At 62.9% G+C, this 13,307-nt stretch carries 12 protein-coding genes; 6 read left to right on the plus strand and 6 right to left on the minus strand.

The features are described 5' to 3' along the window. Positions 1-209: 209 nt before the first annotated feature. The 4 genes from BFP96_RS18815 to BFP96_RS18830 are packed head-to-tail and all read right to left on the minus strand — an operon-like array spanning position 210 to position 4,971. The gene (locus BFP96_RS18815; protein ID WP_065936805.1) at positions 210-1,070 is read right to left on the minus strand and encodes an efflux RND transporter periplasmic adaptor subunit; all 861 of its coding nucleotides are present in this window, start codon (positions 1,068-1,070) and stop codon (positions 210-212) included. An 11-nt stretch (positions 1,071-1,081) separates the two neighbouring features. Further along, a complete protein-coding gene (locus BFP96_RS18820; RefSeq protein WP_057724643.1) occupies positions 1,082-1,282 on the minus strand; it encodes a DUF1656 domain-containing protein in 201 nt (66 codons plus the stop codon). Next, a complete protein-coding gene (locus BFP96_RS18825) occupies positions 1,272-3,449 on the minus strand; it encodes an FUSC family protein (RefSeq protein ID WP_065936806.1) in 2,178 nt (725 codons plus the stop codon). Before BFP96_RS18825 ends, BFP96_RS18820 begins: the two co-directional genes overlap by 11 nt. Before the next feature lie 10 nt (positions 3,450-3,459). Then, on the minus strand, positions 3,460-4,971 hold the full coding sequence (locus BFP96_RS18830) for an efflux transporter outer membrane subunit (RefSeq protein WP_065936807.1): 1,512 nt from the start codon (positions 4,969-4,971) through the stop codon (positions 3,460-3,462). A gap of 230 nt (positions 4,972-5,201) precedes the next feature. On the opposite strand from BFP96_RS18830, the gene BFP96_RS18835 reads away from it, so the two are divergent. The 6 genes from BFP96_RS18835 (at position 5,202) to BFP96_RS18860 (ending at position 12,005) form a co-directional block, all read left to right on the plus strand. Next, positions 5,202-7,397, plus strand: a complete 2,196-nt coding sequence (locus BFP96_RS18835; protein ID WP_065936808.1) for a hypothetical protein — start codon at positions 5,202-5,204, stop codon at positions 7,395-7,397. Between the two features lie 74 nt (positions 7,398-7,471). Continuing rightward, positions 7,472-8,440, plus strand: coding sequence for a LysR family transcriptional regulator (locus BFP96_RS18840; RefSeq protein WP_065885842.1), 969 nt, complete (start codon positions 7,472-7,474; stop codon positions 8,438-8,440). A gap of 175 nt (positions 8,441-8,615) precedes the next feature. After that, positions 8,616-9,590 (plus strand): 2-hydroxyacid dehydrogenase, encoded by a 975-nt coding sequence (locus BFP96_RS18845; protein WP_065936809.1) that lies wholly within the window; start codon positions 8,616-8,618, stop codon positions 9,588-9,590. A 173-nt stretch (positions 9,591-9,763) separates the two neighbouring features. Further along, complete coding sequence (locus BFP96_RS18850; protein WP_065885840.1) at positions 9,764-10,666, plus strand: chemotaxis protein CheV; 903 nt, start codon at positions 9,764-9,766, stop codon at positions 10,664-10,666. Between the two features lie 3 nt (positions 10,667-10,669). After that, complete coding sequence (locus BFP96_RS18855; RefSeq protein ID WP_065936810.1) at positions 10,670-11,152, plus strand: GNAT family N-acetyltransferase; 483 nt, start codon at positions 10,670-10,672, stop codon at positions 11,150-11,152. Positions 11,153-11,261: 109 nt separating this feature from the next. Beyond that, positions 11,262-12,005 carry a YkgJ family cysteine cluster protein gene (locus BFP96_RS18860; RefSeq protein WP_065897324.1) on the plus strand — a complete coding sequence of 248 codons (744 nt, stop codon included), beginning with the start codon at positions 11,262-11,264 and terminating at the stop codon, positions 12,003-12,005. Here the strand turns inward: BFP96_RS18860 and BFP96_RS18865 are convergent. Both BFP96_RS18865 and BFP96_RS18870 read right to left on the minus strand, forming a co-directional pair. Then, positions 11,983-12,792 carry a transporter substrate-binding domain-containing protein gene (locus BFP96_RS18865; RefSeq protein WP_065897323.1) on the minus strand — a complete coding sequence of 270 codons (810 nt, stop codon included), beginning with the start codon at positions 12,790-12,792 and terminating at the stop codon, positions 11,983-11,985. The two genes, BFP96_RS18860 and BFP96_RS18865, sit on opposite strands and share 23 nt — an antisense overlap. 164 nt (positions 12,793-12,956) lie before the next feature. Next, positions 12,957-13,172: a hypothetical protein gene (locus BFP96_RS18870; RefSeq protein WP_065892608.1), complete on the minus strand. Its 216-nt coding sequence runs from the start codon at positions 13,170-13,172 to the stop codon at positions 12,957-12,959. Positions 13,173-13,307: the final 135 nt, after the last annotated feature.

The raw sequence follows: 13,307 nt of genomic DNA on the forward strand, positions 1-13,307 counted from the left end.
AGAGCCCTTTGGTTACTTTGGGGCTTTTCCAAAGTGACCCGCCGTCAGGGCGGAACCCTAAGTGGCCGTTACCGCAGAAACGGATATGTACCCGGTCCAATCCAGCATCCTGGCCAGCCCAGAGGCCGCCATCGTGGGCAAGTCCCCTCCCACAGGGTCCCGCGTGGTACCTAAAAGTTGTGTAGATACTCACGCCCCTCCCACATTTTTCAGTTTTGTGTTGGGTTTACGATGACTGTGCAGGTAATCCCCGCCGCCAACAACACGCCTTCGGGCACTTCATCAATATGAATCCGCACCGGCACACGCTGGGCCAAACGCACCCAGTTGAACGTCGGGTTCACATCGGCAATCAGCTCGCGACTCTCGGGATTGTCGCGGTCGTAGATGCCGCGCGAGATGCTTTCCACATGGCCCTTGAGCGTCTCGCCGCTCATCAATTGCATATCGGCTTTATCTCCGACTTTCACATGGGGCAGTTTGGTTTCTTCAAAGAAGCCATAGACCCAGAACGAGTTCATATCCACCACAGCCATTTTCGCTTCGCCGATGCGCGCATAGTCGCCGCGATGCACATTGAGGTTGGTGACATAACCGTCGACAGCCGCCACGACGTGGGTGCGTTTCAAGTTCAGTTCAGCGGCTTCCAGTTGCGCCAGCGCATGCTGGTAATCGGCCAGGGCCGCATCGGCGATGTTGCTGGCGTCGTCGCGATTTTCCCGGGAGATCACCAGGGCGTCGAGGTCGGCGCGGCGGTGGGCATTGAGCTTGCGCATCTCCCAGGTGGCTTTGCGTGAAGCCACCAACGATTGCGCCTGCTTGACCGCGATGCGGTAGTGCTCGGGGTCGATCTGCATCAGCAGGTCGCCTTTCTTCACCCACTGGTTATCGCGTACCGGCAAGTCCACCACCTCGCCCGTCACATCGGCCGCGACGTTGATGATGTCTGCGCGCACGCGGCCGTCGCGGGTCCACGGGGTTTGCATGTAGCGCACCCACAACGTGCGGCCAATCCAGATCGCCAACGCCAGCACCAGCAGGGTCGCGAGCAGGCTGAAAAATTTTTTCATCGGGGGCATTCTCAACGGTAGACGCTCAGCGCCAGGGCGCCGAACAGGCAAACGAACAGGCTCAGGCGCAGCAACGCCGGGTGCCAGAAAAACCGGTACAGGTCGAACCCGGCCAGGAAGCGGTCCAGGGCCCAGGCCAGGACGGCCGCGACCAGGAACATCAGGGTCATGGTCGGCATGTAAAGGCCGTGGAAGGCAATTTCACGGGGCATTTGCAGATCCTTTCAGCGCCGCCAACGGCGATTGCGGGTCCATCAATGAGGTGCGGATAAAGTGCAGGTAGCTTTTCACCCGGCGCAGGGCCGAAGTGTCGAAGTGCGGGGCGAACGGTTCGTCGGTGGCCTGCACGCGGCTGAGCGCATGGTCGACGGCGATCAATCCGCGCTCCAGGTTGCTGGCGCTGGGTTGCAGGAACAGCCGCACCAACGAGCGCCCCATGACGCGGATGGCCTGGCGCCACGGCTGGGATTGCGCGTATGCCGGATGCACCGGCAGGATCGCCTGTTCCTTGCGCAACTCGATGATCGCGTGACCGACCTCCAGCACCACGAACATCCAGCGCAGCAGGTCGCGCTGCACCTGCGGCTGGCCGGCGGCGAGGCCATAGGCCTGGTGCAGCAGGTCACGGGTGCGGCTTTCAAAGCTCGACGCCAGGCCCTTGAGCTTGCCGCTGATCGCGTACACCACTTGCTCGCGCAGGTCCTGCTCCAGGCGCTGCCACAGCCAGCGGCTGTTGGGCGGCAGGATGATCGCCCCGGCTGCCGCGCACACCAGCATGCCGATGACCATGGCGATGTAGTCGTTGATAAAGAGGTAGGGGTTATAGACCGTCAGGTTATCCGGCACCGAGCCGGTGCTGAAGAAGATCAGCAAGCCCACGCCGACCCCGGCGTACTGCGGGCGGGAGGCAAGGAAGGCGCCGAAGATGATCACCGGCGCGAGCATCACGCACAGCAGCGGGAAGCCATCGATCAAGGGAAACACGAAGAACATTTCGACAAAGCCCACCAGCGCACCGATCAAGGTGCCGCAGGCCATCTGGAAGGCCATGCGCTTGGGGTTGGGCGTCGCAGCGGACAGGCCGACCGTGGCGGCTGCGATCAGGGTCATGGTTGCCCCACTGGGCCAGGCAGTGGCCACCCAGTAGCTGCCGAGCACGATCAGGATGAACGAGGCGCGTAGACCGGCGGCGGCGCAGGCCAGCCAGTTGGTTTTCGGCGTATAGGCCTCGTTCCAGTCTTCCCGTGCGTGACGGTGATCGGCCAGGGACGCGTGGGTTTGCGCATAGTTGTGCAGGTCGTCGACAAAGCGGTACAGCAGCTCGTAGGCGGTATGAAAGTCCAGTTGCTCGGCTTCGGTGGGATTGCCTTCCTGGAAGGTCGCGCGCAGGTTGCGCACCTTGGCGGGCAGGCTGTCCCGGTAGGCGCTGAGCACGTTGACCAGGCGCGCAGCGTCGGGGCTGGTCAGGGCGCGCGCGGAAAAAGCATCGAGCACTTCGGCCAGGTCCTGCAGGCCGGGCTTGATCGCCGCCGCCACATGGTCGGCGGCGTCGGCGCGCAGTCGCGCCAGCAACTGATGCAAGGCGTTGAAGCGTGTGGTGATGCCCATGAACTCGCTGTTGAGGCGACTGAGCCGACCGTTGCGCCGGCGCATATGCGGGTCTTCGAACACGGTGACGCTGCGCAGGCCCTCCAGACCAACCGCTTCGGCGATAAAGCGCACGTTGGCGCTTTCAAAGGCTTCACGCTGGCTGCGTCCGCGCAGGCCGTCGGTGACAAACAACGCGAACACCCCGAAACGTTGATAGAGCGCATTGCGCATCGCGGCGCTGGAGGTCTGAGGCAGGATCGCGGCGCTGACCAGCGTCGAGCAGAGAATCCCCAGGGAGATTTCCAACACCCGCCACACCGCCGCCATAAAGGCGCCGTCCGGGTGGGCCAGGGCCGGCAAACCGACCATCGCCGCCGTGTAGCCGGCGAGCACAAACCCGTAGGCGCGAAAATTGCGATTACGCGTGGCGCCGGCGGTGCAGATGCCCACCCAGATGGCCAGGGCGCCGAGGAACAGTTCGGTGTTCTGCGCAAACAATGCGATCAGCAGCACCATCACCGCAGACCCCGCCAGCGTGCCGAGGAAGCGGTAAAAGCTCTTGGCAAACACCTGGCCGCTCTGCGGTTGCATCACGATAAACACCGTGATCATTGCGGTGCGCGGCTGCGGCAGTTCCAGGCGCATCGCCAGCCACAGGGTGAGGAATGCGGCGAGCAGCACCTTGAAGATATACACCCAGGTCACGCCATCGCTGCGTGCCCAGTCGAAAAAACCACGGCGCCACTCAAGGGAGTGCAGCCAGCGCAGTGGTGCAGGCAAGGGAGTCATCGCCATCTACTCAGTGATCGAACACGGCCAGCGCCGCCGGAGTCTTGCTGGGGAGGGTTTTGTCGTTACGCGGCACATCGTCGCCGGCACCCAGGCCACCGCCCAGGGCGGTCACCAGTTCGGCGTGGGCGCTCAGGCGCGCGGCCTGTACCTGTTGCTCCAGCTGCTGCTGGCGAAACAGCAGGGTCTGGGCGTTCAGCACCGTGAGGTAGTCAGTCAGGCCGCGTTGGTAGGCGATGGTGGCGATGTCGTAGGTTTTCTGCGCCGACGCCACCGATTGCGCGGCAAACGACGCCTGCTTGTCCATCGACTCGCGGCGGATCAACTGGTCACTGATGCCCTTGAGCGCATTGACCAGGGTCTGGTTGTAGTGCGCCACGGCACTGTCATAACCGGCGCTGGCTTCACCCAACTCCGCACGCAGACGCCCACCGTCGAAGATCGGCAGGGTGATTGCCGGGCCGACGTTGTAGTTGAATTTCTTGCCCGCCAGAAACGCCAGCATGCCGCCACCGGTGGCCATGTAACCGAGGCTGCCGACCAGGTCGACGTTGGGATAAAAGCCCGCGTGGGCGACATCGATACCCCGCGCCTGGGCCGCCACCTGCCAGCGACTGGCGACGACATCCGGGCGCTGGCCGAGCAACTGTGCGGGCAAGGTCGAGGGCAGCCTCAACGCAGCGGCAAGCGACAGGCTCGGGCGTCGCAACTGCGCGCCCTCCCCCGGCCCTTTGCCGGCCAACGCCGCCAGCTGGTTGCGGCTCAGGGCGATTTGCTCATCCAGCGCGTCCAACTGCCGGTGGGTTTCCGGCAGTGGGGTCTGGGCCTGGCTGACGTCCAGGTGCGTGCCGATCCCGGCGCTCAGGCGCTTGTTGGCCAGGTCCAGGATCTGCTCCTGCTGAGCCAGGGTGGCCGCGACGATATCGCGCTCGGCGTAGTGCAAGGACAACTGGATATAGGCGCGCACCACATTGTTCTGCAGCTCGAGCTGGGCCTGGCGCGCCTGGGCGACGCGCATGTGGGCGAGGTCGACGGCACGCTCGCTGGCATCGCGCTCGCGCCCCCACAGGTCAAGGGCGTAGCTCAACCCCAGGGACGCGTTGTTGTCCCAAGTGTTCGCACCGCTCAACTCACCGGGGCCATAGAACTGATCCTTCGGCCAGTTGTGGCGCTTGAGGGTGGTGTCGCTGTTGATCTGCAGCGACTCTGCCGATTCGGCCACTCCGGCCAGCGCCCGCGCTTCACGCACCCGTGCGGCGGCCATGGCCATACTGGGGCTGTCTTGCGTGGCGAGTTCAACCCAATGGTTGAGCTGTGCATCGCCGTAGGCTCGCCACCATTGCGCGGTGGGCCAATGGGCGTCGCTGGCAGCGCTCTGGATCGCTTCGTCGGTGGCCAGATGATTGGCGTCCAAGGCCCGGCCCTGGGGGCCGATGCCAGAGGTTCCGATGCAGCCGCTTATTGCTAACGATAAGGCCCAAACACTGAGAGTCTTCAGCTCTCTGCTGATGCGACGCGGCACGGCTTGCGAATTCCTGAGGTGGTTGACGCGGGGAAAGTGGCGCAATTCTAGGGGGCACGACCGGGAACGATAAGCGGGCATTCCTGTGAATCTTTATTACCGTTCCGACGATAATCCAGGCGGGGCCTGCACGGTTCAGACGGTTTTCCAGAGACCCAAGAACTCCTCCTACATCGCCCGGCATTACCAGCCTTCACAATCCTGAGCCCGTCCGGCCTCAGGAACATCCGATGCTTCGCGTCCCCAGCCCAGTGTCGACTCAGCCGCCCCTGTATGACACCGCCGCAGTGCTGCAAAGGCAGCTGCATATGCAGCCGGGGCCTGCAAGCCCCGGCACGCTGCCGCTGCAAAGAGATGTGCGCTGGATCGCCGACCACATCGTGCAACAGCTGGAACCGCTTGGCGGCGATCAACGCCACCGGCTCGCCATCGAGGCGCTTCACCAGCGACTGTGCAACAGCCAACAGCGGCTGGAACTGTCGGTCGATGAGCTACCGGGTTTCTACGCCTTCTTCAAAAAGGCCGAACACCTGCTCAAGCAACATCGCACCCGCCGAGACCCGGATATCGAGGCGGACTACACACTGTGCCGCGCCCTGAAGTGGCAGTTTCGCGCAGCGATCAGCGACGGCCGGCATCAACGCCTGACGCAACGGTTACTGACGTCGCTGGCCTACGTGCGCAAGGGTGGAGAACGCAGCAACCATCGTCATATCGGCATCGACTACCCATTGGAGTCAACGCGCCAGCTCAGTGCAGGCCCGCGCCTGGCCATCGACTCGCACCTGCACACCGGCCCGGACCAGCGGGTGCACAGCACCCGTGTGATCGCCCTGCAAGGCAAGCTCAAGTCCACGCTGACGGAACTGAGTGAGGGCCGGTCTGAGCAGCACCTCAGCCTGGGACATGTGATGTCCCGCACGTATGCCAGCCTGGAGCATTACGCCGACAGCCGCAGCGGCTCGCTACGCACGTCGCTGAGCGAAAGCATCGGGCGTACGCTCGGGCAATTGCGCGAGCTGGTGAGCGACCATCGCCACCTGCATCGACACCGGGCCTATTCGGCGCTGAGCCAGCCCTACGTTCGCCAGGCACTGGCGCGTGCAGGCCTGGCCGCAGTGGAATTACCCGTCCTGCACCCGCCCTCGGCGCCGATCATCCGCGAAAAAGGCATCGCACTGACTGTACACAGCAAGGTGGCGATGGATTTTTTCAGCGTATTGAACGTGAATTCCACCCTGACGCTGACCCTGCAACGCACCCGCCTGAGCAAAGTGCTGGATATCCTCGGCCTGCACGACATGGCGCCGGCCCTGGCGCTGCAACACATGGCCAGCTCCAAACGCCAGGATGACGACGCAGTGACGCTGCTCACTGCGATGAACACCCACGTGGCCGACAGCAGCCGGCGGTTCACCCTGCGGGCCAGTGCGCGCCTGCCGGCATCCGCATTGAACCGCGGCCTGAGCGCAGACCACCGACACGCCTGCTCGCTGCTGGAACGCTATGTGCGGCTCAAGGCCAACTCGCGTATCGATCCCGAGCAGGACAACGCCATTCGGGCCCTGATCGATCAACATCGCGTATTGCTTCGACCCGATTCGTTAAAGGTGTACAGGCTCACAGCCCCCTCCCGGACGCTGAGCGGCTCGTCCGGCATCACGGCGTCGTCACAGGCAGGCAGCGGCAGAGGGGTGACGATTGAAATCAGCCACCGCAAACGGGATGACCCGCATCTGAGCGGCGATTACCTGACGATCGACATTGCCCCGCTCAAACCAGCCGATGCGCTGAAAAAAAGCCTGCGCCAGGCATTGTCGGCGATTGGCGAGCAGACCTTCGAGTGGGACCACCTGATCCGCTCGATCAGCGAATCACTGCTCAACCCCGCCAAGCCGTCGCACACTCAGGTGCTGGTTAAAATCAAGCACGGGGAGCCGGTGGTGCTGCTCACCCGTCATACGCTGAGCAAGGCGCGTGACCTGACGCTGCCGCATCCGGCCGAGCAGCACAGCGGCCTTGACCTGCAGTCCCTGCGCACCCGGAAGACCTTGCGCCAGGAGCACGTGGGCGACCAATCCCTGGACCATCTGTTGCCGGTAGCCCGGCACTGCCTGCAATCGCGCGAACAATCACACGCCTGGGACGCTTACCTGCAGCGGCACGCCGATGACGTTCAGGCACTGCTCGACAGGATCGGCGAGCAACACCCTGGCACGGTGCTGAGCAGCGAACTCGACGCGCTCAAGCGCATCACTCCGGCGCTCGCCTCGGCGGTTGAAACACTCACCCGGCAGGCGCGCACCGCGGCTGCGGCCCCCACTGCCGAAAACCGCAGCCAGGCGCTGGCGGCGTTCAATGCCGTGCTAGTGGCCTACCTGCCGCACTATGAGGCGAAAGTCAGTGAAGCCTGGACGCTGTCCTGAAGCGCCAGGCCGAGCGGATACACACCTGTGCGCTACTTCATGTCACAATTTGCCATCTCCCTTGAGAACACCCCATGGACACCCTGCAAAACATGCGCGCGTTCAGTTGTGTTGCAGAGGCCGGCAGCTTCACCGCCGCCGCCGCGCAACTGGACACCACCACCGCCAACGTCTCGCGCGCGGTCTCAAACCTTGAGGCCCACCTGCAAACCCGCTTGCTCAACCGCACCACCCGCCGCATCGCCCTCACAGAGGCGGGCAAACGCTATCTGCTGCGCTGTGAGCAGATCCTCGCCTACGTCGAGGAAGCCGAAGCAGAAGCCAGCGACGCCCACGCGCGCCCCGCCGGGCAATTGAAAGTGCACACCATGACCGGTATCGGCCAGCATTTCGTGATCGACGCCATCGCCCGCTACCGCCGCACCCACCCCGATGTGACCTTCGACCTGACCCTGGCCAACCGCGTGCCGGACTTGCTCGATGAGGGCTACGACGTGTCCATCGTCCTGGCCAGCGAACTGCCGGATTCGGGTTTCGTCTCGCAACGCCTGGGCATCACCTACAGCATCGCCTGCGCCTCGCCGGAGTACGTCAAGGCCAAGGGCTGCGCACAACGGCCCCAGGATCTGCTCAACCATGCCTGCCTGCGCCTGGTCAGTCCGGTGATCCAGTTGGACAAATGGACCTTCAACGGCCCTGAAGGCCAGGAAAGCGTGGCGATCAACAGCTCGCCGTTCCTGGTGAATTCGGCCGATGCGATGAAAACCGCCATCACCAGCGGCATGGGCGTCGGCCTGCTGCCGGTGTACGCGGCCATCGAAGGGCTGCGCAACGGCACGCTGGTGCGCGTGATGCCGACCTACCGTTCCCAGGAGTTGAACCTGTACGCCATCTACCCGTCGCGCCAATACCTGGATGCGAAGATCAAGACCTGGGTGGAATACCTGCGCGGTTCGCTGCCGGAAATCCTCGCGGCGCACCAGGCGGAGCTGGTGGCGTATGAGTTGAGCGGTGGTTTGGGTGGCGTGCGGATGGCGAACTGACAACCTATGTAGGAGCGAGCTTGCTCGCGAAAAACCTGAGGGCACCGCATTCAATCTGGATGAACGCGTTATCGTTGACGTTTTTCGCGAGCAAGCTCGCTCCTACAGGTTTTGTGATGAGGGGATAAATGTTAGCGTGCCAGGCATTCTTTCGTCGTCGATGAGCCCGCCAGCCATGAAAAAGACTGTCCTCGCCTTCAGCCGTGTCACGCCGCAGATGATCGAGCGCCTGCAACAGGATTTCGAGGTGATCGCGCCCAATCCCAAGCTGGGCGACATCAACGCGCAATTCAACGAAGCCCTGCCCCATGCCCATGGCTTGATCGGTGTGGGCCGCAAGCTGGGCCGCGAACAGCTTGAAGGCGCGCGCCACCTGGAGGTGGTGTCCAGCGTGTCGGTGGGCTACGACAACTACGATGTCGGGTACTTCAATGAGCGCGGGATCATGCTCACCAATACTCCTGACGTGCTCACCGAAAGCACCGCCGACCTGGCCTTCGCGCTGTTGATGAGCAGTGCACGCCGGGTGGCCGAACTGGATGCCTGGACCAAGGCCGGCCAGTGGAAAGCCAGCGTTGGCGCACCGTTGTTCGGCTGCGATGTGCACGGCAAGACCCTGGGCATCGTCGGCATGGGCAATATCGGCGCGGCCGTGGCCCGGCGGGGGCGCCTGGGCTTCAATATGCCGGTCCTGTACAGCGGCAACAGCCGCAAGAGCGCGCTGGAACAGGAGCTGGGCGCACAGTTTCGCAGCCTCGATCAATTGCTGGCCGAGGCGGATTTCGTCTGCCTGGTGGTGCCCTTGAGCGACAAGACCCGTCACCTGATCAGTCGCCGGGAACTGGCGCTGATGAAGCCCGGTGCCATCCTGATCAACATCTCCCGTGGCCCGGTGGTGGATGAGCCGGCGCTGATCGAAGCCCTGCAAACCCAGCGCATTCGTGGCGCCGGGCTGGATGTGTATGAAAAGGAACCGCTGACCGAGTCGCCACTGTTCCAACTGAGCAATGCGGTGACCCTGCCGCACATTGGTTCGGCCACCGGCGAAACCCGCGAAGCCATGGCCAACCGCGCGCTGGACAACCTGCGCAGCGCCTTGCTCGGACAGCGCCCCCAGGACCTGGTGAACCCGCAGGTGTGGAAGGGCTGACACCCCCCACTGTAGGAGCGAGCTTGCTCGCGAAAAACCTGAGAACGCCGCGTTAAACCAGATTCGCTGCGTTATCGTTGACGTTCTTCGCGAGCAAGCTCGCTCCTACAGTTTTCGGGGTCAGGGCCGATAACGGTGTATAGATCGTCATCCCTGATCCCCAGAAGGTTTTTATGTCCACCACCAAAGCCCGCGCAGATTCACTCTCGCTTCTGCTCTTTACCTTGCGCAGCGGCAAGCTGATGGCGATCAATCTGCTGAAAGTCAGCGAAATCATCCCCTGCCCTCCGCTGACCAAACTGCCGGAGTCGCACCCCCACGTCAAAGGCATTGCCACGTTGCGCGGTAACTCGTTGGCCGTGATCGACCTGAGCCGCGCCCTGGGCGAGATGCCGTTGCTGGACCCGAACGGCGGCTGCCTGATCGTCACCGATGTCAGCCGCTCCAAGCAGGGCTTGCATGTGCAGGCGGTGAGCAAGATCGTGCATTGCCTGACCACCGATATCCGTCCACCGCCCTATGGCTCCGGCGGCAATCGCGCGTTCATTACCGGGGTCACCCAGGTGGAAGGTGGCCTGGTGCAAGTGCTGGATATCGAAAAAGTCATCCATGGCATCGCCCCGGCGCCGATCGAAGTCGCGCCGACCGACCTGACCATGGAAGAAGCCGAAGTCCTCGGCAACGCGCGCATTCTGGTGGTCGACGACAGCCAAGTGGCGCTGCAGCAATCGGTGCACACCTTGCGTAACCTCGGCCTGACCTGTCACACCGCGCGCAGCGCCAAGGAAGCCATCGATGTGCTGCTGGAGCTGCAAGGCACCGGCGAGCAGATCAATGTGGTGGTGTCGGACATCGAAATGTCCGAGATGGACGGTTATGCCCTCACCCGCACTTTGCGCGAAACCCCGGACTTCCAGCATCTCTACATATTGCTGCACACCTCCCTGGACAGCGCGATGAACAGTGAGAAAGCGCGCCTGGCCGGTGCCGATGCGGTGCTGACCAAGTTTTCCTCCCCTGAGCTGACCAAGTGCCTGGTCGTCGCTGCGCAAACCGTGGCGCAAAAGGGTTTGTAAGCCTTGGCGGAGTATTTCCAGCTGCTGCGTCGCGATCTTACCGGTAGCCTGCCCGCCCCGCAGTGGCCGACCGGTACGCAACTGGATCACTACCGCGATGAATTGGCCCCGGCCATTCACGCGGTATTGCGCATGACCCAGGATCAGGGCGGTGGCCGTGTGGTGAGCCTTGAGCCGTGGCGCCGGCAATTCGTCACCGATGCCGAGTTCAACCCCAGGCTGTGCCTGGTGGCCAGCAATGCCGATGGCATGCTCGGCGTGGCCGTCTGCTGGACCAGCGCCTTTATCAAGAACCTCTCGGTCCACCCCTGCGCGCAAGGCCAGGGGCTGGGCCGGGCGTTGTTGCTGCATGCCTTCCACGTGTTCAAGCAGCGTGGCGAACCTTACGTGGATCTCAAGGTGCTGGAGCGTAATCTGCGCGCGCGGCAATTGTATGAAAGCGCAGGCATGGGCTTGGTCCTGCGCGACGTGGTTGCCGAGGACTGACGTTCACTGGCGCATAACTTGCTTCCAGATAGGCCAAGCGGTGAACAGAGGTCAAAACCCGTCACCGCTCACGCTTGCCTTCTGACCTTGCCTGGTGACAGATCACGCCATGAACACTCACTTTTCCTGCGTAGGTTGCGGCAAATGCTGCTCCGATCACCACGTCCCCCTGACCCTCGAAGAGGCCCGTCACTGGGCGGCGGACGGCGGTAACGTGATCGTGCTGGTCGAGGGTTTTCTGGCCAGCGGCCTGGGCTTGCCCCAGCAGCAACGTGAACATGCCGAGCGCCGTTCAGTGGTGGTCCCCAGCGGCAATACCGAGGCCTTCGTGGCAATCACCTTCGCCGCGTACAACGCCGGACGCTGCCGGAATCTTGACGAAGACAATCGCTGCGGCATCTACGAACGACGCCCGCTGGTGTGCCGGATCTATCCGATGGAGATCAATCCGCATATCCCGTTGAACCCGAGCGCCAAGGATTGCCCACCGGAGTCGTGGGAACAGGGCCCGGCGTTGATCGTTGGTGGTGAGTTGATGGACGCTGAACTGGCTGAACTGATCCGCCGTTCACGCCAGGCCGACCGTGACGATGTGCAGACCAAGGAGTCCGTGTGCGCCTTGCTGGGCATTCGTACCGCGGCGCTCAAGGGCGACGGGTTCACCGCGTACCTCCCGGATATGCAGGCGTTCGCCCAGGCCATTGACGCGGCGACTGCCCAGCCGGCGCCGGCCAATCAGTGGGTGTTTCATGTGTCCGCCATGGACATTGCCGAACAACTGCTGGACGCCGGCGCGCAGATTGCCACCGAGGTGCCGGCCAATTACGCGTTTATCCCGTTGCGGGCGGCCTGAGCGTCGCTGGATCAATAGGGGTTGTGTCGAGGCGGTAGGGCTGGAGAATGCGCTGGTATTCGCCGTTTTGCTTGAGTTGCTCCAGGGCGCGGTTGAGCTCGGTACGCAGGACGGTATCGGTCTTGCGTAACGCAATCGCGACACTGCTGCCCAACAGCTTGGATAACACCGGGGAGCCCATGAAAGCGAAATCCATACCTTCGGGCTTGTCGAGCAGGGCTTCGCGGATTTCCACCGCGCCTTGCAGGGTGGCATCGATCTCGCCTGCGAGGAGGCTGCCCACCAGTTGGTCATTGAGCCAGAAACTCTTGATATACACGCCCGAAGGCGCCCAGCGTGACAGGGCAAAGGCTTCCCGGTTGCTCCTTAACAGAACCCCGACACGCTTGCCCTTGAGTGACTGCCTGTCCGGGCTCAAGCCTGAATCCTTGCGTGCCACCAAGCGCGTGGTGATCGGGTAAAGGTCATCGCTGAAATTGACCCATTGCTGTCGGCTCGAGGTCGGCGCCATCCCCATGATCGCGTCAAACTGCCGGGCGTCGAGGGCGGGAAAATTTTCCATGACGACCTGGTCGACCCAGGTGCACTGCACATTGAGCTGCACGCACAAGGCGTTACCCAATTCGATATTGAGCCCCACCAATTGCCCTTGCGGGTTGCGGCTTTGAAAAGGCGGGAAATGTGCCGCGACGGCGAAGCGGATTTCGCGTCGCGGCGGCTCGACGGCGACCACCGCCGCCACCGACAGCAGGAGGGCAAGCGCCACACAAAGGTGTATCAGGGCCACGGGAAACGTCCTTTTCCAGAGAGAGCGGCATCGCCATGTCCCGATACAGCTGATCAGGGCATGGCGATGCTGGGCAAGCTTTCAAGAAACGGTTGCGGACCTACAAGCAGAAATATCAACGCGAGTTGTAGGCAAATGCCTATACGAACTTACAGGCGCTACTCTCAACGTTTACCCATTGAACGGCGTGTACCCGGCGGCGCCATACCGGGTGTCTTGGTATGGCCGTTCCTGGCGCCACCTTTGTACCAAGGCTGGCCGGCCTGCTTGGCCCCGGCCAGTTCTCCCGGTTTGAAGGGAAACTTGAACGCCGGGATTTCGGCTTTTTCAACGCCGTCGGCGTCGACCGCTTCAACGGGGGGTTGGATCGGGGAAGTCATGGGTGCTCCGAGGTGCGCAAAAGATAAAGCGGGCCGGACAAGCGGGCCACACTGGCACGCAGTATACCTGCGCGTTCCAGATCTTTATGCGTTGGCGTACGAATGGTCGCCGCTTAACTGACAGCGCTGTCAGAC

The sequence above is a fragment of the Pseudomonas sp. 34 E 7 genome, from assembly GCF_900005715.1.
Taxonomy (GTDB): Bacteria; Pseudomonadota; Gammaproteobacteria; order Pseudomonadales; family Pseudomonadaceae; genus Aquipseudomonas; species Aquipseudomonas orientalis_A.